Origin of the sequence: Ciceribacter sp. RN22 (assembly GCF_024054295.1) — a bacterium.
Taxonomy (GTDB): Bacteria; Pseudomonadota; Alphaproteobacteria; order Rhizobiales; family Rhizobiaceae; genus Allorhizobium; species Allorhizobium lividum.
Map to the genome: position 1 here is coordinate 1,465,897 of NZ_JAMXLD010000001.1, position 21,708 is coordinate 1,487,604.

23 protein-coding genes are annotated in these 21,708 nt (G+C 64.0%); 10 read left to right on the forward strand and 13 right to left on the reverse strand.

Annotation, left to right across the window (positions count from 1 at the left end):
- Positions 1-21 precede the first annotated feature (21 nt).
- The gene (locus NHF53_RS07305) at positions 22-315 is read right to left on the reverse strand and encodes a DUF3572 domain-containing protein (RefSeq protein ID WP_112687180.1); all 294 of its coding nucleotides are present in this window, start codon (positions 313-315) and stop codon (positions 22-24) included.
- 124 nt (positions 316-439) lie between these two features.
- Here NHF53_RS07305 and NHF53_RS07310 point away from each other — a divergent pair, with 124 nt between their 5' ends.
- Together NHF53_RS07310 and NHF53_RS07315 are read left to right on the forward strand one after the other, a co-directional pair.
- Complete coding sequence (locus NHF53_RS07310) at positions 440-811, forward strand: response regulator (RefSeq protein WP_112687182.1); 372 nt, start codon at positions 440-442, stop codon at positions 809-811.
- Positions 812-829: 18 nt separating this feature from the next.
- Positions 830-2,203: a PleD family two-component system response regulator gene (locus tag NHF53_RS07315; RefSeq protein WP_252833675.1), complete on the forward strand. Its 1,374-nt coding sequence runs from the start codon at positions 830-832 to the stop codon at positions 2,201-2,203.
- Positions 2,204-2,776: 573 nt separating this feature from the next.
- Here NHF53_RS07315 and rpmG read toward each other — a convergent pair.
- The 6 genes from rpmG to topA all read right to left on the reverse strand — a co-directional run bounded on the left by rpmG (position 2,777) and on the right by topA (position 10,413).
- Positions 2,777-2,944, reverse strand: a complete 168-nt coding sequence (gene rpmG / locus NHF53_RS07320; protein WP_112687186.1) for a 50S ribosomal protein L33 — start codon at positions 2,942-2,944, stop codon at positions 2,777-2,779.
- A 92-nt stretch (positions 2,945-3,036) separates the two neighbouring features.
- The gene (locus NHF53_RS07325) at positions 3,037-4,221 is read right to left on the reverse strand and encodes an MFS transporter (RefSeq protein ID WP_114362210.1); all 1,185 of its coding nucleotides are present in this window, start codon (positions 4,219-4,221) and stop codon (positions 3,037-3,039) included.
- Positions 4,222-4,230: 9 nt separating this feature from the next.
- Positions 4,231-4,920: an NUDIX hydrolase gene (locus tag NHF53_RS07330; protein WP_252833676.1), complete on the reverse strand. Its 690-nt coding sequence runs from the start codon at positions 4,918-4,920 to the stop codon at positions 4,231-4,233.
- On the reverse strand, positions 4,917-5,369 hold the full coding sequence (locus NHF53_RS07335; protein ID WP_114362212.1) for a DUF983 domain-containing protein: 453 nt from the start codon (positions 5,367-5,369) through the stop codon (positions 4,917-4,919). Before NHF53_RS07335 ends, NHF53_RS07330 begins: the two co-directional genes overlap by 4 nt.
- A gap of 28 nt (positions 5,370-5,397) precedes the next feature.
- Positions 5,398-7,659: a ribonuclease R gene (gene rnr, locus NHF53_RS07340; RefSeq protein ID WP_252834937.1), complete on the reverse strand. Its 2,262-nt coding sequence runs from the start codon at positions 7,657-7,659 to the stop codon at positions 5,398-5,400.
- Between the two features lie 93 nt (positions 7,660-7,752).
- Positions 7,753-10,413: a type I DNA topoisomerase gene (topA, locus tag NHF53_RS07345; protein WP_252833677.1), complete on the reverse strand. Its 2,661-nt coding sequence runs from the start codon at positions 10,411-10,413 to the stop codon at positions 7,753-7,755.
- 257 nt (positions 10,414-10,670) lie between these two features.
- On the opposite strand from topA, the gene NHF53_RS07350 reads away from it, so the two are divergent.
- On the forward strand, positions 10,671-10,883 hold the full coding sequence (locus NHF53_RS07350; RefSeq protein ID WP_114362215.1) for a hypothetical protein: 213 nt from the start codon (positions 10,671-10,673) through the stop codon (positions 10,881-10,883).
- On the opposite strand, the gene dprA is transcribed toward NHF53_RS07350, so the two are convergent.
- From dprA to NHF53_RS07370, 4 genes are read right to left on the reverse strand one after another with little or no spacing between them, the layout of a single operon-like run.
- Positions 10,857-12,014, reverse strand: a complete 1,158-nt coding sequence (gene dprA / locus NHF53_RS07355; protein ID WP_252833678.1) for a DNA-processing protein DprA — start codon at positions 12,012-12,014, stop codon at positions 10,857-10,859. The genes NHF53_RS07350 and dprA overlap by 27 nt on opposite strands.
- Before the next feature lie 4 nt (positions 12,015-12,018).
- Positions 12,019-12,636 (reverse strand): glycerol-3-phosphate 1-O-acyltransferase PlsY, encoded by a 618-nt coding sequence (gene plsY, locus NHF53_RS07360; RefSeq protein ID WP_252833679.1) that lies wholly within the window; start codon positions 12,634-12,636, stop codon positions 12,019-12,021.
- A 21-nt stretch (positions 12,637-12,657) separates the two neighbouring features.
- Positions 12,658-13,956, reverse strand: coding sequence for a dihydroorotase (locus NHF53_RS07365; RefSeq protein WP_252833680.1), 1,299 nt, complete (start codon positions 13,954-13,956; stop codon positions 12,658-12,660).
- Complete coding sequence (locus NHF53_RS07370; RefSeq protein ID WP_148157262.1) at positions 13,953-14,909, reverse strand: aspartate carbamoyltransferase catalytic subunit; 957 nt, start codon at positions 14,907-14,909, stop codon at positions 13,953-13,955. The genes NHF53_RS07365 and NHF53_RS07370 overlap by 4 nt, the downstream gene beginning before the upstream one ends.
- Positions 14,910-15,033: 124 nt before the next feature.
- On the opposite strand from NHF53_RS07370, the gene NHF53_RS07375 reads away from it, so the two are divergent.
- The 3 genes from NHF53_RS07375 to NHF53_RS07385 all read left to right on the forward strand — a co-directional run bounded on the left by NHF53_RS07375 (position 15,034) and on the right by NHF53_RS07385 (position 17,430).
- On the forward strand, positions 15,034-16,686 hold the full coding sequence (locus NHF53_RS07375; RefSeq protein ID WP_252833681.1) for an acyl-CoA dehydrogenase family protein: 1,653 nt from the start codon (positions 15,034-15,036) through the stop codon (positions 16,684-16,686).
- A gap of 241 nt (positions 16,687-16,927) precedes the next feature.
- Entirely contained in the window at positions 16,928-17,098 is a 171-nt protein-coding gene (locus NHF53_RS07380; RefSeq protein WP_252833682.1) for a hypothetical protein, read from the forward strand.
- Positions 17,095-17,430, forward strand: coding sequence for a DUF6105 family protein (locus tag NHF53_RS07385; protein ID WP_252833683.1), 336 nt, complete (start codon positions 17,095-17,097; stop codon positions 17,428-17,430). The genes NHF53_RS07380 and NHF53_RS07385 overlap by 4 nt, the downstream gene beginning before the upstream one ends.
- Here NHF53_RS07385 and ruvX read toward each other — a convergent pair.
- Positions 17,364-17,861, reverse strand: a complete 498-nt coding sequence (gene ruvX, locus NHF53_RS07390) for a Holliday junction resolvase RuvX (RefSeq protein ID WP_252833684.1) — start codon at positions 17,859-17,861, stop codon at positions 17,364-17,366. The two genes, NHF53_RS07385 and ruvX, sit on opposite strands and share 67 nt — an antisense overlap.
- Positions 17,862-17,870: 9 nt before the next feature.
- Positions 17,871-18,167 (reverse strand): alkylphosphonate utilization protein, encoded by a 297-nt coding sequence (locus NHF53_RS07395; RefSeq protein ID WP_114362223.1) that lies wholly within the window; start codon positions 18,165-18,167, stop codon positions 17,871-17,873.
- A 221-nt stretch (positions 18,168-18,388) separates the two neighbouring features.
- On the opposite strand from NHF53_RS07395, the gene NHF53_RS07400 reads away from it, so the two are divergent.
- The 4 genes from NHF53_RS07400 to NHF53_RS07415 all read left to right on the forward strand — a co-directional run bounded on the left by NHF53_RS07400 (position 18,389) and on the right by NHF53_RS07415 (position 21,498).
- On the forward strand, positions 18,389-19,093 hold the full coding sequence (locus NHF53_RS07400) for a metal-dependent hydrolase (RefSeq protein ID WP_252833685.1): 705 nt from the start codon (positions 18,389-18,391) through the stop codon (positions 19,091-19,093).
- A 70-nt stretch (positions 19,094-19,163) separates the two neighbouring features.
- Complete coding sequence (gatC, locus tag NHF53_RS07405) at positions 19,164-19,451, forward strand: Asp-tRNA(Asn)/Glu-tRNA(Gln) amidotransferase subunit GatC (protein ID WP_252833686.1); 288 nt, start codon at positions 19,164-19,166, stop codon at positions 19,449-19,451.
- 92 nt (positions 19,452-19,543) lie between these two features.
- Positions 19,544-21,022 carry an Asp-tRNA(Asn)/Glu-tRNA(Gln) amidotransferase subunit GatA gene (gene gatA, locus NHF53_RS07410; protein WP_252833687.1) on the forward strand — a complete coding sequence of 493 codons (1,479 nt, stop codon included), beginning with the start codon at positions 19,544-19,546 and terminating at the stop codon, positions 21,020-21,022.
- Positions 21,016-21,498, forward strand: coding sequence for a GNAT family N-acetyltransferase (locus NHF53_RS07415; protein WP_308218635.1), 483 nt, complete (start codon positions 21,016-21,018; stop codon positions 21,496-21,498). Before gatA ends, NHF53_RS07415 begins: the two co-directional genes overlap by 7 nt.
- Positions 21,499-21,708 lie beyond the last annotated feature (210 nt).

Genomic DNA, 21,708 nt, shown 5'->3' on the forward strand with positions numbered 1-21,708 from the left:
GTCTCAACTTCGGGTGCCGTCTCAATACTCGCCCGAATCAAGTCCGGGGCCGGAATAGTGCCGCCACGCCTTCACGACGGTTTCAGGCGCGATGCCGGAGGCCTCGCAGAACGCAATGAGCGTGGGCTCGTGGCCCATGAGGAAGTCCAGCATACCGGCGAGAAAGCCGGGATCGTCGACCGCCTGGCGAAGCTGATCGGCTCTTGTTCCGGTCAGCGCCAGGAAGCGACCGAGCATTTCCGGTTCGCCCGCCAGCCAGGCGAGGACGGCAATCGCGGTTTCTTCCGGGCCGGGCGGCAGTTCGAGAGGTTTCATGTCGTGTTCCGAGTTACCGTTTTCTCAACCAAATGAACTTAATATGCCATCGAGGGGAAGGTGCAACAGCCAACCGCCATTTACCGCGGCGGCTGGGACCGCCGGGACTGAAGGGTCGTATCGTATGCCGAAGAAGGTCATGATCGTCGAAGACAACGAGCTCAACATGAAGCTCTTCCGCGATCTCATCGAGGCTTGCGGCTACGAGACCATCCAGACCCGCAACGGCATGGAAGCGCTTGATCTTGCGCGCCGCTACCGGCCCGATCTCATCCTGATGGATATCCAGTTGCCCGAAGTGTCCGGCCTCGAAGTCACCAAGTGGCTGAAGGACGACCCGGAACTGCATGTCATTCCCGTCATCGCCGTTACTGCTTTCGCCATGAAGGGGGATGAGGAACGCATTCGCCAGGGTGGCTGCGAAGCCTATGTATCAAAACCCATTTCTGTGCCAAAATTTATCGAGACGATCAAAGTCTATCTCGGTGATGCCTGAAACACCGGACAAATTGTCATGACCGCCAGAATTCTTGTCGTCGATGATATTCCCGCCAACGTGAAACTGTTGGAAGCGCGGTTGCTTGCCGAGTATTTCGATGTGCTGACCGCCGACGACGGCTATGCCGCACTCGATCTTTGCGAGAAGACCCATGTCGACGTCATCCTGCTCGACGTGATGATGCCGGGCATCGACGGGTTCGAGGTCTGCGAGCGCCTCAAGGCAAATCCGCGGACATCGCATATTCCCGTCGTGATGGTGACGGCGCTCGACCAGCCGTCCGATCGCGTCCGCGGCCTGAAGGCGGGTGCCGACGACTTCCTTACGAAGCCGGTCAACGACCTGCAGCTCATTTCGCGCGTGAAGAGCCTCGTGCGCCTCAAGACGCTGACGGACGAACTGCGTATCCGCACCGAGGCGGCGCGCAACATGGGCGTGGAGGACATGTTGCGGACCGGGGATGGCCGGATCGATGAGATCGCCCAGGTCCTGCTCGTCGACGGGCGTGCCAACAGCCAGGAGCGTATCATCAAGGCGCTGAAGCCGGTGGCGGCAGTGACGGCGAGTTCCGATCCGCAGGCCGCCCTGTTCGAGGCGGCGGAGAATGCCTTCGACTTGGTGATCGTGAATGCGAACTTCGATGATTACGACCCGCTGCGCCTCTGCTCGCAACTGCGCTCGCTCGAACGCACGCGCTTCATCCCGATCCTGCTTGTCACCGACAGCGGCGATGAGCCGATGATCATCCGTGCGCTCGATCTTGGCGTGAACGACTATCTGGTACGCCCGATCGACCCGAACGAACTGGTGGCGCGCACGCTTACCCAAATCCGCCGCAAGCGCTACAACGACCGGCTCCGCACGAGCGTCAGGGAGAGCATCGAGCTTGCCGTCACCGACGGGCTCACCGGTCTCCACAACCGCCGCTATCTCGACAGCCACCTGAAGGTCCTCTTCAACCGTGCGCAGGCGAGGGGGCGTCCACTCTCGATCTGCATCACCGACATCGACCGGTTCAAGCAGGTGAACGACACCTACGGGCATGATGCTGGAGACGATGTGATCCGCGAATTCGCAACCCGCATCCGTTCGACGGTGCGCGGGGCCGATCTCGCCTGTCGCTATGGCGGTGAGGAATTCGTGGTGGTGATGCCGGATACCGCCGCAGACGCGGCCGCGCTCATCGCTGAACGCCTGCGGGGTATGATCGAGCACCGCCCCTTCGCCCTGAAGGCCGACGGGTCGTTCCTCGACGTGACCGCATCGATGGGGATCGCAACGCTGACCCCGGGCACCGATACGCCGGAGCAGCTCCTGAAGCAGGCGGATCGTGCCCTCTATCAGGCGAAGAGCGCCGGCCGCAACCGGGTGGTCGCTGCCGCCGCCTGATTTCACAGCACCTCGATAAGTGGTCACCGGGCGCCGGAGGCATTGCCTCCGGCCGTATGCATATCCGGGACGACTGCGAAATCTGACCCGCTTCCGCACATGATTGCCGCATCAACCGGGGATCAAGACAATGGAAGTATTCGTCTTTTGTTGTTCTGTGCCGCGCCCGGTATAGTCGAACTCACTGCTATTATTTGCCCCACGTGAATTTGCAGGTTTTAACCATAGTTTCCGACAAAGAAGGAAACGGTTAAGAAAATGTTGCTTTTTTTTTCGAGTTGCGCGAGTTTGACGTCACCGAAGAACAAGGCCTCGGGAGAGGCCGGATATACCCCATGATGCTCAGGTCCGCCGCATCTCCTGGGTCGTGGGGTCGGTCGGTTGGCATGCTACAAACGCGGTTCCTCGTACCGCAGGCATGCTGGCCGACCCCCAATCGAACGAGAAAGCACCGCGATCCGGTTACGGAGCGGTGCTTTTTTGTTGGCGGAAAGGGAACGCCGAGATAACGGAAAACGAAAAAGGCGCGGGGCCGGAGCCGCGCGCCTTCTAAGGTACGGAAGGGATCAAGTCTTACTTGATCTTGGCTTCCTTGAATTCGACGTGCTTCTTGACGATCGGATCGTACTTCGTCTTCGTCATCTTGTCGGTCATCGTGCGGCTGTTCTTCTTGGTAACGTAGAAGAAACCGGTGTCGGCTGTCGACAGCAGCTTGATCTTGATCGTGGTCGCTTTCGCCATGGTCGTCCTGCCTTTAATAACAATCAAGCCGTGGACGACCAGAGCAGCCCACGGCAAATTCTGGCGCGAAACTACAAATCACGCCCGAAAAGTCAAGCCTGTTTCGGTTTAAAAAGCAGTCTCGCCACCGAAACGAGGACATAGAGGCCGAAGAAGCCGGCAATCGCCCATGCGAAACCGTGGTTTCCGGCAAGATCGATGGCGGCGCCGATCCCCTGCGGCCCCGCGACGGTGCCAACGGCATAGCAGAAGACGAAGGCGGCGTTGGCGGCTGCCAGGTCCGCGCCGGTGAGTCGCGAGCCGAGATGGCTGAGACCGACCGTGTAGAGACCGGAGACGCAGCCACCCCAGAAGAGCAGCACGAGCGCCATCAGTGCCCAGCTCTGTGACAGCCAGGGCAGCGCCAGCGATCCGCAGAGACCGATGACCGCCATGATCGAGAGCAGGAGCCGGCGGTCCTTCAGCTTATCGGAGAGCATTCCGAGCGGGATCTGGAACACCATGTTGCCGATCCCCATCACGGTGAGCAGCAGGGCTGCCTGGGCCTCGGTGAACCCCGTGCGCGTCGCATAGATCGGGAAGAGCGACAGGCCACCCGCTTCCACGGCGCCGAACACGAAGACCGCGACGGTTGCCGTCGGCACCAGGAAGATATAGCGGAAGAAGTGCTGCTCCGGCTTGCTGTCGAGGACCGGGCTCTCGCGGCGGGCGATGAAGATCGGCACGGCGGCGACGAGGATCGCCAGCGCGCCGACGACGAAGGGCAGAACGCCCTCACTGCCGAGCACGGAGAAGAGCAGGGGGCCGCAGGCGAAGCCGACCGAAAGCACCGTCGCATAGATTCCGAGAACGAGACCGCGGCGGGAGGGCGGGGCTGCCGCATTGATCCAGAATTCGGACAAGATGAAAAGCGTGGTCGTTGCGCCGTGGAAGACGAGGCGCAACGGAAACCACATCCAGTAGGCCTCTGCATAGTAGAAGCCGAGCGCGCTCGCAGCGGAGAGTACCACCGCCCAGAGCATGGTGCGGGCGACGCCGACATCGTGGGCGAGCTTGGTCGTCACCGGTGCTGCAACCATGGCGGCGATGCCCGCCATGGCGGAGTTGAGCCCGATCAGCGTCGAGGAAATGCCCCGTTTCTCCAGGATGATGCTGAGGAGCGGAAGACCGAGGCCGATCGCGATGCCGACCGCCGTGATGGCCGAGATGGCGGCGACCAGCGAGGGCCAGTGGATGTCTTCGCGGTGACCGTTGGCGCCGTTCTTCGGCTTGGACATGGCATTTCCTCAGATGTCGCCGCGGAACGTTTGTCCGCGGCGGCTGTAGTAGAAGGGACCCGGGCTTCCGAATGGCAAGCACGGATCGGCTTTGATCCGGCCGACGACGTCTTCGAGAATGGTCCTTGTGATCAGCGGCATGTTCAGACCCGATGACGCCTCGATGTCAAGCCATGTGAGGTCGTGTAGTTCCGCCGAGTCGCGAACATGCTGCGGGTCGATACCCGCCTCGTCCGTGAAGGTCAGAAAGAACCGTGTGTCGAAACGGCGGACATTGCCGGGGGGCGTGATGGCGCGTGCGACGTAGCGCAGGCTAGCGAGATCGGCGGCGGTATCGCCATCCGACAGCCTCCCTATGTGCAACCCTGTTTCTTCCCGGAGCTCGCGTACGGCCGCGAGCGCGAGCGCACGGCCACGCCGCAGTGCCGCCGGATCGGTACGGCCGGCGGCGAGCCTTGCCAGAACCTCTGGATGGAGATCGTGGGTGTAGGGCAGGGCGTGGTCACCCCGATCTCTCCGTCCCCCCGGAAAGACGTAGAGGTTCGGCATGAAGACGTGGCGCTCGCCACGCCTGCCGAAGAGCACGCGCAGGCGTCCGTCCGTGCGGTCGACCACGATCAGGGTCGCCGCGTCCTTGGGCGTCAGGCGCGGCGCCGGCGAAACGGCGGCAGTCGGGTCGGGAAATGCGGTACGGCTCATTGATCCTTCGGCAGCGGATCGTATTCGGCCGGATCGTCACTCTCGCCACCAAAGCCGTGCATGCGCAGCGCCCATTGCAGGCCGATGACGCCGCCCTTGATCGGCTGGATGGCCAGTAGCGTGGTGATGATGCCGAGAGGCGCCCAGATGGCAAGGTGCACCCAGTCCGAGGCGGGGAAGATGAGATCCGTCATCATGAAGCCACCGAGCAGCACGTGGCCGAGAACGAGGATCGCCAGATAGGGCGGCAGGTCGTCGGCGCGATGATGGAACATCTCCTCCTGGCAGGCGGCGCAGCGGTCGACGGGCTTCAGGAAGGCCCGGAAGAGCTTGCCGCCGCCACAGGCGGGACAGGTGTTCAGCATGCCGCGCATGATCGATTGTCCGACAGGGCGGTTCGCTTCCTGTCCGCCGAGGTGAAGCACCGTATCGGCCGCGTTGTCTTGCATGTCGAGCTTCCTTTCTCGTCGGGCGCCGTCAGTGCCGCCCGCGCCGTGCCCGCGTGCCCGGCTGCTTCTTGCCGCGACGGGTGGTCTTGTGGAACGAGCGGATTGCCGTCGGCATTTCGCGGCCCTCGCTCAGCATTTCGAATCGCAGCGCGCCGGCGAGCGGCACCGCTTCGACGAGCTTCACCAGGACTGCGTCTCCGAGCCGGTAGCCGAGACCGGTCTTCTCACCGGAGAGCGCCTGGTGTGCCTCGTCGTAGATATAGTAGTCCCGCCCCAGCGTTGACACCGGCACGAAACCATCGGCGCCGAACTGCGGCAATGTGACAAATAGGCCCGCCTTGGTCACACCCGAGACGCGGCCGTCGAATTCCTGGCCGATGCGGCCGGCGAGATGGTGGGCAATGAGCCGGTTCACGGTATCGCGCTCCGCCGCCATCGCCCGCCGTTCGAAGGTGGAGATCTCGGCGGCAATATCGTCGAGCGCGGCTTCCTCGTCAGGGGTGATTGCGCCTTCTCCGAGGCCGAGCGAGCCGATCAGCGCACGATGCACGATAAGGTCGGCATAGCGCCGGATGGGCGAGGTGAAGTGGGCATATTTCAACAGGTTGAGGCCGAAATGTCCGATGTTTTCAGGACTGTAGATCGCCTGGCTCTGCGAGCGCAGCACCATCTCGTTGACCATGGTCTGGTGCGGCGTGTCGAGGGCGCTCGCCAGAATGCCGTTGAAGCTGTTGGAGCGCAGCTGCCCGCCCTTCGCCATGTTGATGCCGATGGTCGCGAGGAATTCGCGAAGCGCCTCCTGTTTGGAAAGCGCCGGCGCGTCGTGGATGCGGTAGACGAGCGGCTGGCGCTTCTTTTCGAGCGTCTCGGCAGCGGCCACGTTCGCCTGGATCATCATCTCCTCGATGAGCTTGTGCGCATCGAGCCGTTCGGGAATGAAGACGCGATCGACGGTGCCGTCGGGCTTCAGCAGGATCTTGCGCTCGGGCATGTCGAGCTCGAGTGGCTGCCGGCGGTCGCGACCGCGCTTCAGAACGTCGTAGGCGTGCCAGAGCGGCTTCAGGATCGTGTCGAGCAGCGGTCCGGCCTTGTCGTCCGGCGTGCCGTCGATCGCCGCCTGCGCCTGCGCGTAGGAGAGCTTTGCCGCACTTCTCATCATGATCCGGTGGAAGGTGTGGCCGGCCTTGCGGCCTTCCTTCGAGAAGACCATGCGGACGGCGAGTGCCGGCCGGTCGACACCCTCCCTGAGCGAGCAGAGATCGTTCGAGATGCGTTCGGGCAGCATCGGCACCACGCGGTCGGGGAAGTAGACCGAATTGCCGCGCTTCAGCGCTTCGCGGTCGAGCTGCGATTTCGGCCGCACGTACCAGGAGACATCGGCGATCGCGACGGTGACGATCACACCGCCGGGATTGTCCGGCGAGGTGTCGGGCTCGGCATAGACCGCATCGTCGTGGTCCTTGGCGTCGGCCGGGTCGATGGTGATCAGCGGCAGATCGCGCCAGTCCTCCCGATGCGACATGCCGGCGAGCTTCACCGTTTCGACCTCGGTGAGGACGACGGGCGGAAAGATGTGCGGAATGCCGTGCGCATGGATCGCGATCATCGAGATCGCCCTTTCGGACGCGACGGAGCCGATCACCGAAAGCACGCGGCCGCGCGGCAGGCCGAACCGGCTGCTGCGGGCGATTTCCGCCTCGACGAGATCGCCGTCCTTTGCCTCGGCCCGGTCGGCACTGTCGATCAGCATTTCCTCGTCGCGCCGGTCGATCGGCATCAGCCGTCCGCCGCCGCCCGGCGTTTCGCGGAAGACGCCGAGCATGGCGTTGCGGCGCTTGTCGAGTATCTTGATGACCCGTGCGGTGTAGGCGGGGCCTGCACGATCCTTCGCGGGAAAGATCTTGGCGAGAACCCGGTCTCCGAGCCCGCCGACGGGCGCCTTGCCCTTGGCGCGATCGGAGCTCGACTGGCGGATTGCGACGGCAGGTGCGACACCGAGCTCGTCCGCCCATTCGGCAGGCCGGGCGATCAGCTCGCCGTCCTTGTCGCGGGTGGTGATGTCGAGAACCGCGACCGAGGGCAGGGCGCCGGGACGCATCAGCGTTTTGCGATTCTTCTCGACGAGGCCGTCGTCCGCGAGCGCGCGCAGCACGTCCTTCAGCTCGACACGCGCCTCGCCCTTGAGGCCGAAGGCCTTGGCGATCTCGCGCTTGGAGGCACGATCCGGGTTCTCCGCGATGAAGCGCAGCAGCACTTCGCGCGAGGGAACGGCTCCATGGATGATCGGCAGGTCATCGCCTGACGTCTCAGTCTCTCCCCGCTGGGTCTTGCCTCGGCGGGTGGTTGCGGAGCGGCTCGTGTCGCGCGTTGGCTTCTTCAATCGTCAGCTCTTCTTCGCTTTCGAGGCCGTCTTGGCCTTCGGTTTCGCCGCTGTCTTCGTCTTGGCGGCCTTAGTGCCGCCTTCGGACTTTGCCGCCTTGGTCGAGGTCTTTTTCGCCTTGGTGCCGGCCTTGCCGCCGGACTTGCCGGCCTTTTCGGCGATCAGCACCAGCGCTTCCTCGACGGTGACAGACTGCGGGTCCTTGCCCTTCGGCAGGGTGGCGTTCACCTTACCCCAATTGACGTAAGGACCATAGCGTCCGTCGCGGACCGTGATCGCGCCGCCATCGGGATGCTCGCCGAGCTCCTTGAGTGCCGCCTGGGCGGTTCGTCCGCGGCCTCCGGGTCCCTTGCTCTGCTTTTCCGCCAAAACTGTGACCGCACGGTTGAGGCCGATCGAGAACACGTCCTCGATGCTGTCGAGATTGGCGTAGGTGCCGTCATGCAGCACGAACGGTCCGTAGCGGCCGAGGCCGGCCGAAATCATCTTGCCGCTCTCGGGGTGCCTGCCGACGTCGCGCGGGAGCGAAAGCAGGGCCAGCGCCTTCTCGTAGTCGACGGCTGCCGCAGTCCAGCCCTTCGGCAGGGAGGAACGCTTGGCCTCCTTGCCTTCTCCGCGCTGGACGTAGGGGCCGAAGCGACCGCTGCGAAGCGTGATCTCCTCGCCGGTAACGGGGTCCTTGCCGAGGTTCTTCGTCTCGGGAACGCCCGAAGCCTCGGCGTCGGCACCACCCTCGGAGGAGAGCTGGCGGGTGTAGTTGCACTCCGGATAGTTGGAGCAGCCGACGAAGGCGCCATACTTGCCGAGCTTCAGCGACAGCTGGCCGGTGCCGCAGACCTGGCAGATGCGCGGGTCCGAACCGTCGTCGCGCTTCGGGAAGACCAGCGGTGCGAGGGCTTCGTTCAACGCGTCGAGCACATTGGTGACGCGCAGTTCCTTGGTGTCTTCGATCTGGGCGAAGAAATCGCGCCAGAAGTCCCGCAGCACGTCCTTCCAGTTCAGTTCGCCGGCGGAGATCTGGTCCAGCTTCTCTTCGAGATCGGCGGTGAAGTCGTACTCGACATACTTGGTGAAGAAGCTCTCGAGGAAGGCCGTCACCAACCGACCCTTCGCCTGGGGGATGAGCTTGCGCTTGTCGATCGTCACGTAGTCGCGGTCGCGGAGCGTGGCGAGCGTCGCCGCATAGGTCGACGGGCGGCCGATGCCAAGCTCTTCCATCTTCTTGATCAGCGAGGCTTCCGAATAGCGCGGCGGCGGCTCGGTGAAGTGCTGGCTGGCATTCACCTTGCGCTTTTCCAGCATTTCGCGGGCGTTGATTTCCGGCAGGCGACCGCTTTCGTCGTCGTCCTCGCCGGTCTCGTTCTCGTCGCGCTGATCGGTATAGGCGGCCAGGAAGCCGTCGAAGCGGACGACGGAGCCGACGGCGCGCAGGCCCGCCTTCTCACCGTTGCGATCGGCGAGGATTTCCGCGGTCGTGCGTTCGATCTCGGCCGAGGCCATCTGGCTGGCGATGCCGCGTTTCCAGATCAGTTCGTAGAGCCGCAACTGGTCGGAATCGAGGTGGCTGCGAACCTTGGCCGGAATCCGGTTGAAATCGGTCGGACGGATCGCCTCGTGGGCTTCCTGCGCATTCTTCGCCTTGGTCGAGTAGAAGCGGGCCTTCTCGGGCAGGTAGCGGGGACCGAACTGGTCGCCGATCGCGTGGCGTGCCGCGTCGATCGCTTCCGGTGCCATCTGCACGCCGTCGGTACGCATATAAGTAATGAGACCGACCGTCTCGCCGCCGATGTCGATACCCTCGTAGAGTCTCTGGGCGACCTGCATGGTACGCGAGGCGGAGAAGCCGAGTTGGGATGAGGCAGCCTGCTGCAGCGTCGAGGTCGTGAAGGGCGGCCCCGGATTGCGCTTGACGGGCTTTGCCTCGACACTTTCGACGACGTAGCGGGCGCCTTCCAGCAGGTCCTTGATCCGTCCGGCGGCTTCGCCGTTCTTGATCGAGTTCTTCTGGATGCGCTTGCCGTCGGCGGAAACGAGGCGCGCCTCGAACTCGTCGCCGCGCGGCGTCTTCAGGAGCGCGGAGATCTGCCAGTACTCTTCTGCGACGAAGCGCTCGATTTCCGTTTCCCGGTCGCAGACGAGGCGAAGCGCCACCGACTGCACGCGGCCGGCCGAACGTGCGCCCGGAAGCTTGCGCCAGAGAACCGGCGACAGGTTGAAGCCGACGAGATAGTCCAGCGCCCGGCGGGCGAGATAGGCGTCGACCAGTGCCTCGTCGATGTCGCGCGGCTGCGCCATCGCGTCGAGCACGGCCTTCTTGGTGATTGCGTTGAAGACGACGCGCTTGACCGGCTTGCCGTTCAGCACCTTCTTCTTCTTCAGAAGATCGAGAACATGCCAGGAAATAGCTTCCCCTTCGCGATCCGGGTCGGTCGCGAGGAAGAGGCCGTCGGAGTTCTTGACCGCGTCGGCGATGTCCTTCATCCGCTTCGCGGAGGCGCCGTCAACCTCCCACACCATTTCGAAGTCGTCGTCCGGTCGCACGGAACCGTCCTTGGCCGGCAGGTCGCGGACGTGACCGAACGAGGCGAGGACCTTGTATCCCGAACCGAGATACTTGTTGATCGTCTTGGCTTTGGCTGGAGATTCAACGACTACGACATTCATGCTTTTTCTCTGTACAAGCCAGCGGACCTTTGATCTTCAGCACGGCTGAAACCGGTACGTTGCGTTATCGGCTCCCCGACATGGACAGGGATTCGCCTCCGGTCAAGGGGGAGGTGTCATTTTCTCAGGTTCAACGCAGTGCAACCAAAGGGAGCAATCGTTAAAGTTGCAATTCTAGATAAATTGTCTATCCTCATCTTTGTTGATGTGCAGCCGTCCGGCGTGACCGGGCATTTTTGGATCTGGGGGATAGGACAATGGTTCCGAATTTTCTTGACGGCAACGGGGACGGCTTGCGGGTACGCGAAAATATGGCCTATGTCCGCCAGATACTTGGCGAACTGCGCAACGTGGCGCAGCGGGAAGGTGCAGACATGCTTTGCTACCTGATCGAGATGGCCTACCTGGAGGCGGGCGACATTCAGGCCGGGCGAAGGGGCCTTTCAGTCCGTCATGGCCAGGGAGACTAGACCGCCGGCATGGCGATGAAGCCGTCCGGCGATATCGAGTTCCAGCAGCACCAGATAGACCGACGACGCGGATAGCCCGGTGTGGCGGATGATGTCGTCTATCTCGACAGGTGTCGGGCCCAAGGCGTCGATGATGCGTGTCCGTTCGTTCTCGGTCGGTGGCGGCTGCAACACCTTCTCCTCTCCGTCTTCTCCTTCCGGCTCGTCGGCTCGTGGCGGCGTGGCGTTCTCCACGCCCGCGATCGGCGCCAGCGCCTGCAGGATGTCCTCGGGGCCGGTGGTCACGATCGCTCCGTCCTTGAGAAGACCGTTGGTGCCGTGACATCGCGGATCGAGAGGGGAACCGGGCACCGCGAAGACGAGCCGGCCGAACTCGCCGGCAAGCCGTGCCGTTATCAGCGAGCCGGAGCGGCTCGCCGCCTCGATGACGACGACCCCGAGGGCTGCGCCGGCTATCAGGCGGTTGCGGCGGGGGAAGTCGCGCGCCCGCGCCTCCCAGCCGAACGGCATCTCGCTGATGGCGAGCCCGCGGCCGTTACAGATTTCGTCGAGAAGAGCGGCGTTTTCGGGAGGGTAGGGGCGATCGAGCCCGCCGGCCATGGCGGCAATCGTTCCCGTGTCGAGGCTTGCGCGATGGGCGGCGGTATCGATGCCGCGCGCCAGTCCGGAAATGATGCCGTAGCCCGCCCTGCCGAGTTCACGCGCGATCAGGCTCGCGAACTTGACGCCGGCGATCGAGGCGTTGCGCGAGCCGACGATGCCGACATAGGCAAGCCGGGTCGCCAAAAGGTCGCCGCATGCCGCAAGGAGGGGCGGTGCGCCGTCGATCTGTCGCAGTGCCGGCGGATAGTCCGGCTCGCCGATGCCGACGAAGGTGGCGCCGAGGCGCCGGGCCGTTTCGAGTTCGCGGATCGCGTCGGCCTCGCTGGCGATGCGGATAGTCCGCGTCGAGCCGCCGCGGCGTGACAGCTCCGGCAGGGCGGCGAGCGCCGCCTCGGCATTTCCGAAATGGTTGATGAGGTCGCGAAAGGTCGCGGGCCCTACATTATCGCTTCGGATCAGCCGCAGCCAGGCGATCCGTTGTCTTTCCGTCAGCGCAATCCCGTTCCGTCTTGCGCTGCGCTCGGGCATGCGCCTATCCCTTTTGTCCGATCCGGCTTTCCGTTCCCGCGATCAGGCGCTCGATATTGGCCTTGTGCCGCCACCAGGAAACGACGGTCATGATCGCGGTCACGATGGCGGCTTCCTCGGCGCCAGTAATCCACAATACAACCGGAATGACAAGGGTTGCAACCAAAGCGGACAACGAGGAGTAGCGGGTGATGACCGCGATCGACAGCCACACGACGGCAAAGACGGCGACCATCAGCGGCATGACTCCGAGCAGCGTGCCGATATAGGTTGCGACACCCTTGCCGCCCTTGAAGCCGAGCCACACCGGGAAGAGGTGCCCGATGAAGGCGGCAAAACCGGCTAGGAGCCCCGCATTGGCGCCGAACACCGCCTGGGCGGCCACTGCGGCCGCGGTCGCCTTCAGCGCGTCGAGCAGCAGGGTCGCCGCCGCGAGCTTCTTGTTGCCGGTCCTGAGCACGTTGGTGGCGCCGATATTGCCGGACCCGATCTGCCGCAGGTCACCGTGGCCCGCCATACGGGTGAGGATGAGGCCGAAGGGGATGGAGCCCAGGAGATAGCCCAGACTCAGCACCGCGATCAGTGCCGGCAGGCCGATTTGCAGGAAATTGACGTTCGCCACTGTGTCCCCCCGTCTTTTGTTCTAAAGCGAATGCGCGCACCGACCGCGGACATAGGTCGATACTGCCCGTCCGGAAAAGCGCGCGTCCTCGAACGGCGTGTTCTTGGAACGCGAAACGATCGCTTCCTTGGAGACGAGCCAGGGCTCGTCGAGGTCGATGAGCGTGATGTCGGCCGGAGCTCCCGGCTTCAGTGTGCCGGCGTCGAGCCCGAAGATACGGGCCGGCCGCGTCGACATGGCATCGATCAGCCGCATCAGCGACACCTGGCCGCTATGGTGCAGGCGAAGGGCGGCGGACAGCATCGTTTCGAGCCCGATCGCACCGTCGGCGGCGTCGGAGAAAGGCAGGCGCTTGGTGTCGACGTCCTGCGGGTCGTGCGAGGAAACGATGATGTCGACAGTGCCGTCGGCGATCGCCTCGACCATGGCCATGCGGTCGTCCTCCGAACGCAGCGGCGGCGAGAGCTTGAAGAAGGTGCGGTATTCGCCGATGTCGTTCTCGTTCAGCGACAGGTGGTTGATCGAGACGGCGCAGGTAACATTCGCCCCGCGTTCACGGGCGACGCGGATCGCCTCGGCCGACTCGGGGACCGAGATCTTCGCCGCATGATATTTCGCGCGGGTCAGCGTCGCGATCCTGAGGTCGCGTTCGAGCGGGATGATCTCGGCCTCCTTGGGAACGCCGGAAAGCCCGAGCCAGCTCGCAAGCAGGCCCTCGTTCATCACGCCGTCGGCACCGAGATACTTGTCCTTCGGCTCAAGCGCGATGACGGCGGAAAATTCCCGCGCATAGGTCATCGCGCGCCGCAGGACCTGCGTGTCGTGGAGCCCGTGACGACCGTTGGTGAAGGCGACGGCACCTGCTTCCTGCAGGAGGCCCATCTCGGTCATTTCGACGCCATCGAGCCCCTTCGTCAGGGCCGCCGCCGGGTAGACGTTGACGAGCGCGGTGTCGCGGGCGGTCTTGCGTACGAATTCGAGCAGCGCAATGTCGTCGATCACCGGGTCGGTGTCCGGCATCACGATGAAGGAGGTGACACCGCCCGCGGCCGCCGCACGGCTGGCCGAGGCAATGGTTTCGCGGTGTTCCGCGCCCGGCTCGCCGGTGAAGACGCGCGCGTCCACGAGACCCGGAACTGCGGTGAGCCCGCGGCAGTCGCGCACCTCCGCGCCGTCGGGTGTGCCCTGGTTCAGCGCGTCTGCGCCGGCCGCGGCGATGCGGCCGTCGGCCCCGACGATGATCGTCCCGACCTCGTCGATGCTGCGGGACGGATCGACGATCCGGACATTCTTCAAGACGAGGGGCGTGGTCGTGCTCATGCGCCCATTCCTTCCGTTCTCGGACCCTGGTTGCCGGAGACGAGCAGGGCCTCCATCACAGCCATGCGCACCGCGACGCCCATTTCCACCTGCTGCTCGATGACGCTCTGGGGGCCGTCGGCGACTTCCGAAGCGATTTCTACGCCGCGGTTCATCGGTCCGGGATGCATGACGAGCGCATCTTCCTTCGCGGCCTTCAGTTTTTCGGCGTCGAGCCCGTAGAAGTGGAAATATTCGCGGATCGACGGCACGAAGGCGCCCGACATGCGCTCGCGCTGCAGGCGCAGCATCATCACGACGTCGGCATCCTTCAGGCCTTCCTTCATGTCGTGGAAGACTTCGACGCCCATCTGGGCGATGCCGGCGGGCAGCAGCGTCGCCGGCGCCACGACCCGCACGCGGGCGCCCATGGCGTTCAACAGCAGGATGTTGGAGCGGGCGACGCGCGAATGCAGCACGTCGCCGCAGATCGCGACGATGATGCGCGAAAGCTTGCCCTTGGCGCGACGGATCGTCAGCGCGTCGAGGAGCGCCTGCGTCGGGTGCTCATGCTGGCCGTCGCCGGCGTTGACCACCGAGCATGCGACCTTCTGCGAGAGGAGAGCGGCGGCACCGGCGGAGGAGTGGCGGATGACCAGCACGTCCGGCCGCATGGCGTTGAGCGTCATCGCCGTGTCGATCAGCGTCTCGCCCTTTTTGACCGAGGACGTGCTGACGGACATGTTCATGACGTCCGCGCCGAGCCGCTTGCCGGCGAGTTCGAACGAGGACTGCGTCCGCGTCGAGGCTTCGAAGAAGAGATTGATCTGGGTGAGGCCACGCAGCGTCGAGGTCTTCTTTTCCCTCTGGCGGCTGATCTTGACGGCTTCGTCGGCCTTGTCGAGCAGGTAGGTGATATCCTGTTCGGTGAGGCCCTTGATGCCAAGGAGGTGGCGGTGGGGAAAGAAGACCATGGGACTGTCCTCCTGAGATAGTCACGCGGTCTATAAAGATTGCCAGCCGGGGGGGCAAGCATGTGCTATGTGGATCGGACTTTGTTCCCCATGTTAAACGAATCACATCCTTCAAAAGACAAAAATGAGCGAAATGAGCCGGACAGAAGACAAACTCGCTGAACTGAACCAGCCGAAACCCTGGTCCGGCGTCAATGCCTACCGGTCGGATCCGCTGATCGTCGATCTGAGCTCTGGGCTTCATCGTTCGCTTCGGGAAGAATATGACGCGCTCGGCCGCTACGTGACATCGCCGGAGGCGCAGGAACTGGCGCGCATGGCGAACCAGAACGTGCCGCAATTGCGCACCCACGGCGTGCGCGGCGAACGGCTGGACGTCGTCGAGTTCCATCCGGCCTGGCATGCGCTGATGCGCCGCTCGATGGCGAACGGGTTGCATTCGTCGGCCTGGGAGAGCCATCCCGATACCCGCGGGAACGAGCACAGGGCCCGCGCGGTCCGTTTCTTTCTGACGGCCCAGCTCGAATGCGGGCACCTCTGCCCGCTGACGATGACGAGCGCTTCCGTCGCTGCCCTGATGGCTTCGCCGCAGGTGCAGAAAGAGTGGGTGCCAAGAATCCTCTCCCGCAAGTACGACTCCTCCAACAAGCCGCCGATGCAGAAGACCGGAATCACGCTCGGCATGGGCATGACGGAGAAGCAGGGCGGCACAGACGTCCGCGCGAACACTTCGCGCGCCGAGCGGGCGGGTGAGGGCATCTATCGCCTTTCCGGCCACAAGTGGTTCATGTCCGCGCCGATGAGCGATGCCTTCGTGATGCTCGCGCAGACGCCGGAGGGGCTTGGCTGCTTCCTTGTGCCGCGCCTTCTCGAAGACGGCTCGGCCAACGGGCTCCAGTTCCAGCGTCTGAAGGACAAGATCGGAAACCGATCGAACGCCTCCTCGGAGGTCGAGTTCGAAGGCGCGTTCGGCTACATCCTCGGCCAGCCCGGCGACGGCATCCGTACGATCCTCGACATGGTGACGCTGACCCGCCTCGACTGCGCCGTCGCGTCTGCCGGCATCATGCGCGCCTCGATGGCGGAAGCCGTCCACCATGTGCGCGGCCGTAGCGTCTTCGGCAAGACGCTGATCGACCAGCCGATCATGACCCGTGTGCTCGCCGACATGGCGCTCGACGTCGCGGGCGCGACCGCACTCGTCTTCCGGCTCGCGCAATCCTTCGACCAGGCCCGCGACAACCCGGCCGACGCCGCCTATGCGCGGGTGATGACGCCGGTCGTCAAGTACTGGGTGTGCAAGATGGCACCGGCGCTGATCTACGAGGCGATGGAATGCATCGGCGGCAGCGGCTACATCGAGGAGCGAGCGATCGCTCGCCACTATCGCGAAGCCCCGGTCAATGCGATCTGGGAAGGGTCGGGCAACGTCATGGCGCTCGACGTGCTGCGGGTGCTGAACCGCGGCAAGGATCTCTTCGAAACGATCTTTGCCGGGCTCGAACGCGACCTTGGCGTCTCCGGCAAGAAGACCGTCGAAGTCCTGCGGGCGGCGACTGCTCTGGCTGAGCGCGACGAGGCCGCGGCAAGGCTGCTCGTCGAGCAACTGGCGCTCGCGGCCGCGGCGGCGGAACTCTACCGGCTGGGCGCGGGCAAGATCGCCGACGCTTTCCTCGAGACGCGCCTCGCCGGCGGCTGGCGCCACACCTACGGCGTCATCGATGCCCGCTTCGACGCCCGCTATGTCCTCGACCTCCTCTATCCGGCAGCAGGGTAGGACCGCGGTCGGCGGCCATGCCCACGATGGCTGGGTGGCGGGATACGTTTCGTCGAATTGATAATTAGCTTTGCAGTTAAATAACTAATTGCACCTCGTGCCGATCTCGCTGGAGGGGGCCGTTCGGGAGGCGATGCTCCCGTTATCCCCAGGGTGCGTTAACCTTAACAAATGGTTTACGTTGCGCGAGGCCGGTTAACGCGCCAGTTTCGGGCCGGATAATGCCGGAGCCGATGGCAAGATGGTTAACAGCGCCGCACGGATCGCGAGAATGCTGATGGTGATGATGTTCTTCGCCGGCCTGGCGCTCGATATTGCGGTACCTGCCGTCGTGCTCAGTGCGATGGCTCTGGCGACATGGCTCGTTCGCAACTGGGCGCCGCCGCAAGAGTGGAGGGGGAGGGCGGCATGAAGACGTTCCTGATTTTCTGGGCGACGCCGATCGTGCTGCTCGGAGGCTGGTATGGCCTTTCCTACAACGACATCAGCTTCGGCTTCTTCATGCTGACCCGTCAGGCGCATGATATGGTCTTCCAGATCTACGGGAGCATCCTCGGCATTCCGCCGGAGACCATTCCGCCGCTGGTCGCACGCGCGATCGTGTTCGATAGCCTGTTCGTCTTCGCGATCATCGCCTTGCGCAAGCGTCGCGCGATTGCCGGCTGGTGGCGGGCGCGTCAGGGCGCGTCTGTGTCCGAGGTGCCTGTCCTCGACAGCGCGGAGAGCCTGTCGAGGGCACCTTGAAGAATGAAGGCGGCGGCGGCCGAGTCGATGCGCTCGGCACGCTTGGCCCGTGAGACGTCCATTTCGAGAAGCGCGCGTTCCGCCGCGACCGTCGAAAGCCGCTCGTCCCACAGGATGAAGGGAATATCCGTCTTCTCCGACATCGTGCGCACGAAGGCCCGTGTTGCCTGAACGCGTGGTCCCGACGAGCCGTCCATGTTCATCGGCAGGCCGATGACGAAGGCGGCCACCTTTTCCCGCGCCGCGAAATCGAGCAGCACCTCGGCGTCCTTGGTGAACTTGACGCGCTTGATGACGGGACGGGGTGTGGAGAAGCGGCGACCGAGGTCCGACATCGCGACCCCGATCGTCTTGGTGCCGAGATCGAGGCCGGCAATCGCCTGGCCGGGCTTCAGGAAGCCTGCGAGTTCCTCGATCGTCAGCGTGGCCATGCTGTTCTCTTACCGCTTGCGCAAGAATTCGGTGCGCAGCACGAGGCCCTTGATGGCGTCGTGGCGGCAGTCGACCTCCTCCGGATTGTCGGTGAGGCGGATCGATTTGATGACGGTCCCCTGCTTCAGGGTCGTGCTGGTGCCCTTGACCTTGAGGTCCTTGATGAGGGTGACGGAATCACCGTCGGCGAGCACGTTGCCGGCGCTGTCGCGAACCTCGGCCGCGGCTGCGGCCTGCGCCGCCATTTCGGAGGCCGGCCGCCATTCGCCGGTTACTTCGTCGTATACATAATCATCGTCGGACATTCTTGCCTCCTTGCGGCCATCACGCGAAAACCCGATGAATGGCGCCGCTTGCGCCGCAAAGTCCGTCCATCGGGGGATGATGTCGCATATCCTACCGGGCAGGGCAGCGCAATACGAGCGCGGAAGGCGTCGGCAGACTTGGCCCTGCTGCCGCCGTCGGTCAAAATACACTAATGAGATCGTCGGCCATACCGCAGAAGATTCGAAAGGAAGAGACGACAATGAAAATCACCTGGCTCGGACATTCCGCCTTCCGCATCGAAACAGGCAAGGCCCGCATCCTCATCGACCCCTTCTTCACCGGCAATCCGGGCTTTGGGGGTCTCGATCTCAAGGAGGCCGCTGCCGACGTCACCCATATCCTGTTGACCCACGGCCACGGCGACCATGTCGGCGATACGCTTGCGATCGCGAAGGAGAGCGGTGCGACGGTCGTCGCCAATTTCGACCTTTGCATGTGGCTTGCCCACAAGGGGCTGGAAAACTACTCGCCCGGCAACACCGGCGGCACCATCGACATGGAGAGCTTCACCGTTACCTTCACCAACGCGCTGCATTCCTCCGCCTCGATCACCGAGGACGGCGTCTCTCACTCGCTCGGCAATCCGAACGGGCTGATGCTGCACTTCGACGACGGCGCCTCGCTGCTCCATATGGGTGACACCGACATCTTCTCCGACATGGCGCTGATCAACGAATTGCACCGCCCCGACATCGGCATCGTGCCGATCGGCGACCGCTTCACCATGGGCGGTGCCGTTGCCGCGCTCGCCTGCCAGCGCTTCTTCAACTTCGAGGTCGCGCTACCCTGTCATTACGGTTCGTTCCCGATCATCGACCAGACGCCGGAGAAGTTCGTCGCCGGCATGGAGGGAACGAAGACCAGGGTCGCCACGCCGAAGCCCGGCGAGAGCCTCGACCTCTGACGATTTCCCCCGTTGCGCATGCGTCCCGCGGCCATTATAGCGGGGGAAACAGTCTGTCTGGAGAATGCCCATGTCCGTTGATCTCGCCACCGTGAAGCGTGTTGCGCATCTTGCCCGCATTGCCCTCAGCGATGAGGAAGCGGAGCGGATGATGGGTGAGCTGAACGGCATTCTCGGCTTCGTCGAGCAGCTTTCCGAAGTCGATGTCAGCGGCGTCGAGCCGATGACCTCGGTGACCCCCATGACGATGAAGAAGCGCAAGGACGAGGTCACCGACGGCGGCAAGGCGGACGATATCGTCGCCAATGCGCCGGAGACCGATCGCAATTTCTTCCTCGTGCCGAAGGTCGTGGAATAACCGCGGTCCCAGTCTCGAGGTGGTGTCTGCGGACGCCGCACCCTGCATTGATGCGCTGCCAAGGCGCCTTTCATTTTTGAAGTGAACCGATCATGAGCGAACTGACCAGCCTGACCATTGCCGAAGCCCGCGCCAAACTGGCGGCGAAGGAATTCAAAGCCGTCGAGCTGACCGAAGCCTATCTGCAGGCGATCGAGACCGCGAACGATGCGATCAACGCCTATGTGACGGTCACGCCGGAAAAGGCGCTGGAGATGGCGAAGGCCTCCGACGAACGCATCGCCGCCGGCAAGGCCGGGGCGCTCGAGGGCATTCCGCTCGGCGTCAAGGACCTGTTCGCAACCCGCGACGTCCACACGCAGGCCTGCAGTGCGGTCCTCAGCCGGTTCAAGCCGAAGTATGAATCGACCGTCACCCAGAATCTCTGGGACGACGGTGCCGTCATGCTCGGCAAGCTCAACATGGACGAATTCGCCATGGGGTCCTCGAACGAGAGCTCCCACTACGGGCCGGTGACCAACCCGTGGAAGGCGAGCGGCTCCGATCTGCGCCTCGTTCCCGGCGGGTCCTCGGGCGGCTCGGCGGCTGCGGTCGCGGCCCATCTCTGCGCCGGCGCGACGGCCACCGACACCGGCGGCTCGATCCGCCAGCCCGCAGCATTGACCGGCACCGTCGGCATCAAGCCGACCTATGGCCGCTGCTCGCGCTGGGGCGTCGTGGCCTTCGCCTCCTCGCTCGACCAGGCCGGCCCGATCGCCCGCAACGTGCGCGATGCCGCGATCCTGCTGAAGTCGATGGCGAGCGTCGACGACAAGGACACGACCTCGGTTGATATTCCGGTTCCGGACTACGAAGCCTCGCTTGGTCAGTCGCTGAAGGGCATGCGGATCGGCATTCCGAAGGAATATCGTGTCGATGGCATGTCGGATGAAATCGAGAAACTCTGGAGCCAGGGTGTGGCCTGGCTGAAGGACGCCGGTGCCGAGATCGTCGACATTTCCCTGCCGCACACTAAATACGCACTGCCGGCCTACTACATTGTGGCGCCGGCGGAAGCCTCGTCGAACCTCGCCCGCTACGATGGCGTCCGCTACGGTCTGCGCGTCGACGGCAAGGACATTGCCGACATGTATGAGAAGACCCGCGCCGCCGGCTTCGGCACCGAGGTCAAGCGGCGTATCCTGATCGGCACCTATGTGCTGTCGGCCGGCTATTACGACGCCTATTACCTCCGGGCCCAGAAGGTCCGCACGCTGATCAAGCGCGATTTCGAGCTCGCCTTCAACGAGGTCGACACCGTGCTCGCGCCGATCACGCCGTCGTCCGCCTTCGCCATCGGCGACAAGGAACTCGCCGCCGATCCGGTCAAGATGTACCAGCAGGACGTCTTTACGGTCACGGTGAACATGGCCGGGCTTCCGGGCCTTTCCGTTCCCGCCGGCCTCGACGCCAAGGGCCTGCCGCTCGGCCTGCAGCTCATCGGCCGGCCGTTCGAGGAAAGCACGCTCTTCAAGGCCGCCCACGTCATCGAACAAGCCGCCGGCACCTTCCGCCCGGCGAAGTGGTGGTAAGGCGGGTCCTGATCCGGCCGATGACCGAGGCTGACGCCGAGAGCGTCGGCGAAGTCGGATTTGCCGCATGGGCGGCAAACCGCATCTTGAACGACTTCGGCACCGAGATGCCGGAGCGCGTACACCGTGCCTTCTGTGATTTCGCCGCGACCGGTTCGCCGGTCATTCTTGTTGCCGAATGTGAAGGCGAGATCGTCGGCTGGACCGCCCGCGATGGCGGGCCCGACTATGTCTCGGACCTGTGGGTTCGTCCCGATCATCAGGGAAAGGGCGCCGGCAGGGCGCTTCTCGAACACGTCTTCTCCTTGATGCGGAGCGAGGGAATAGAGCGCGCGCGCATCGCCACCCATGCCCGCAACATCGGCGCCATTCGACTGTACGAGCGCTGCGGCTTCGTCCTCATCTGGCGTGGTATGGAGCGGTCGGAGGCAATGCAGATGGACGTCGAAAAGGTCCATCTGGAAAAGGCGCTGTAGCTGCCGACCTTCGCGAGGAAGGCCGGCGCCGTCTTCCTCCCGGCGAAGTGGCGGTGACTGACTGAATAAGCGCCGGAGCCGGAAGGCGAAACCCCTGACGCGCATACCATCGTGACCGCCTGAAACGCCTTCTGCCTGCCGTCCGGAGAGCGCGGGCGGCACGCCACCACTTGTTCGTAGTCCTCCGCGTCCGGCGTAGATCCCCCCCCC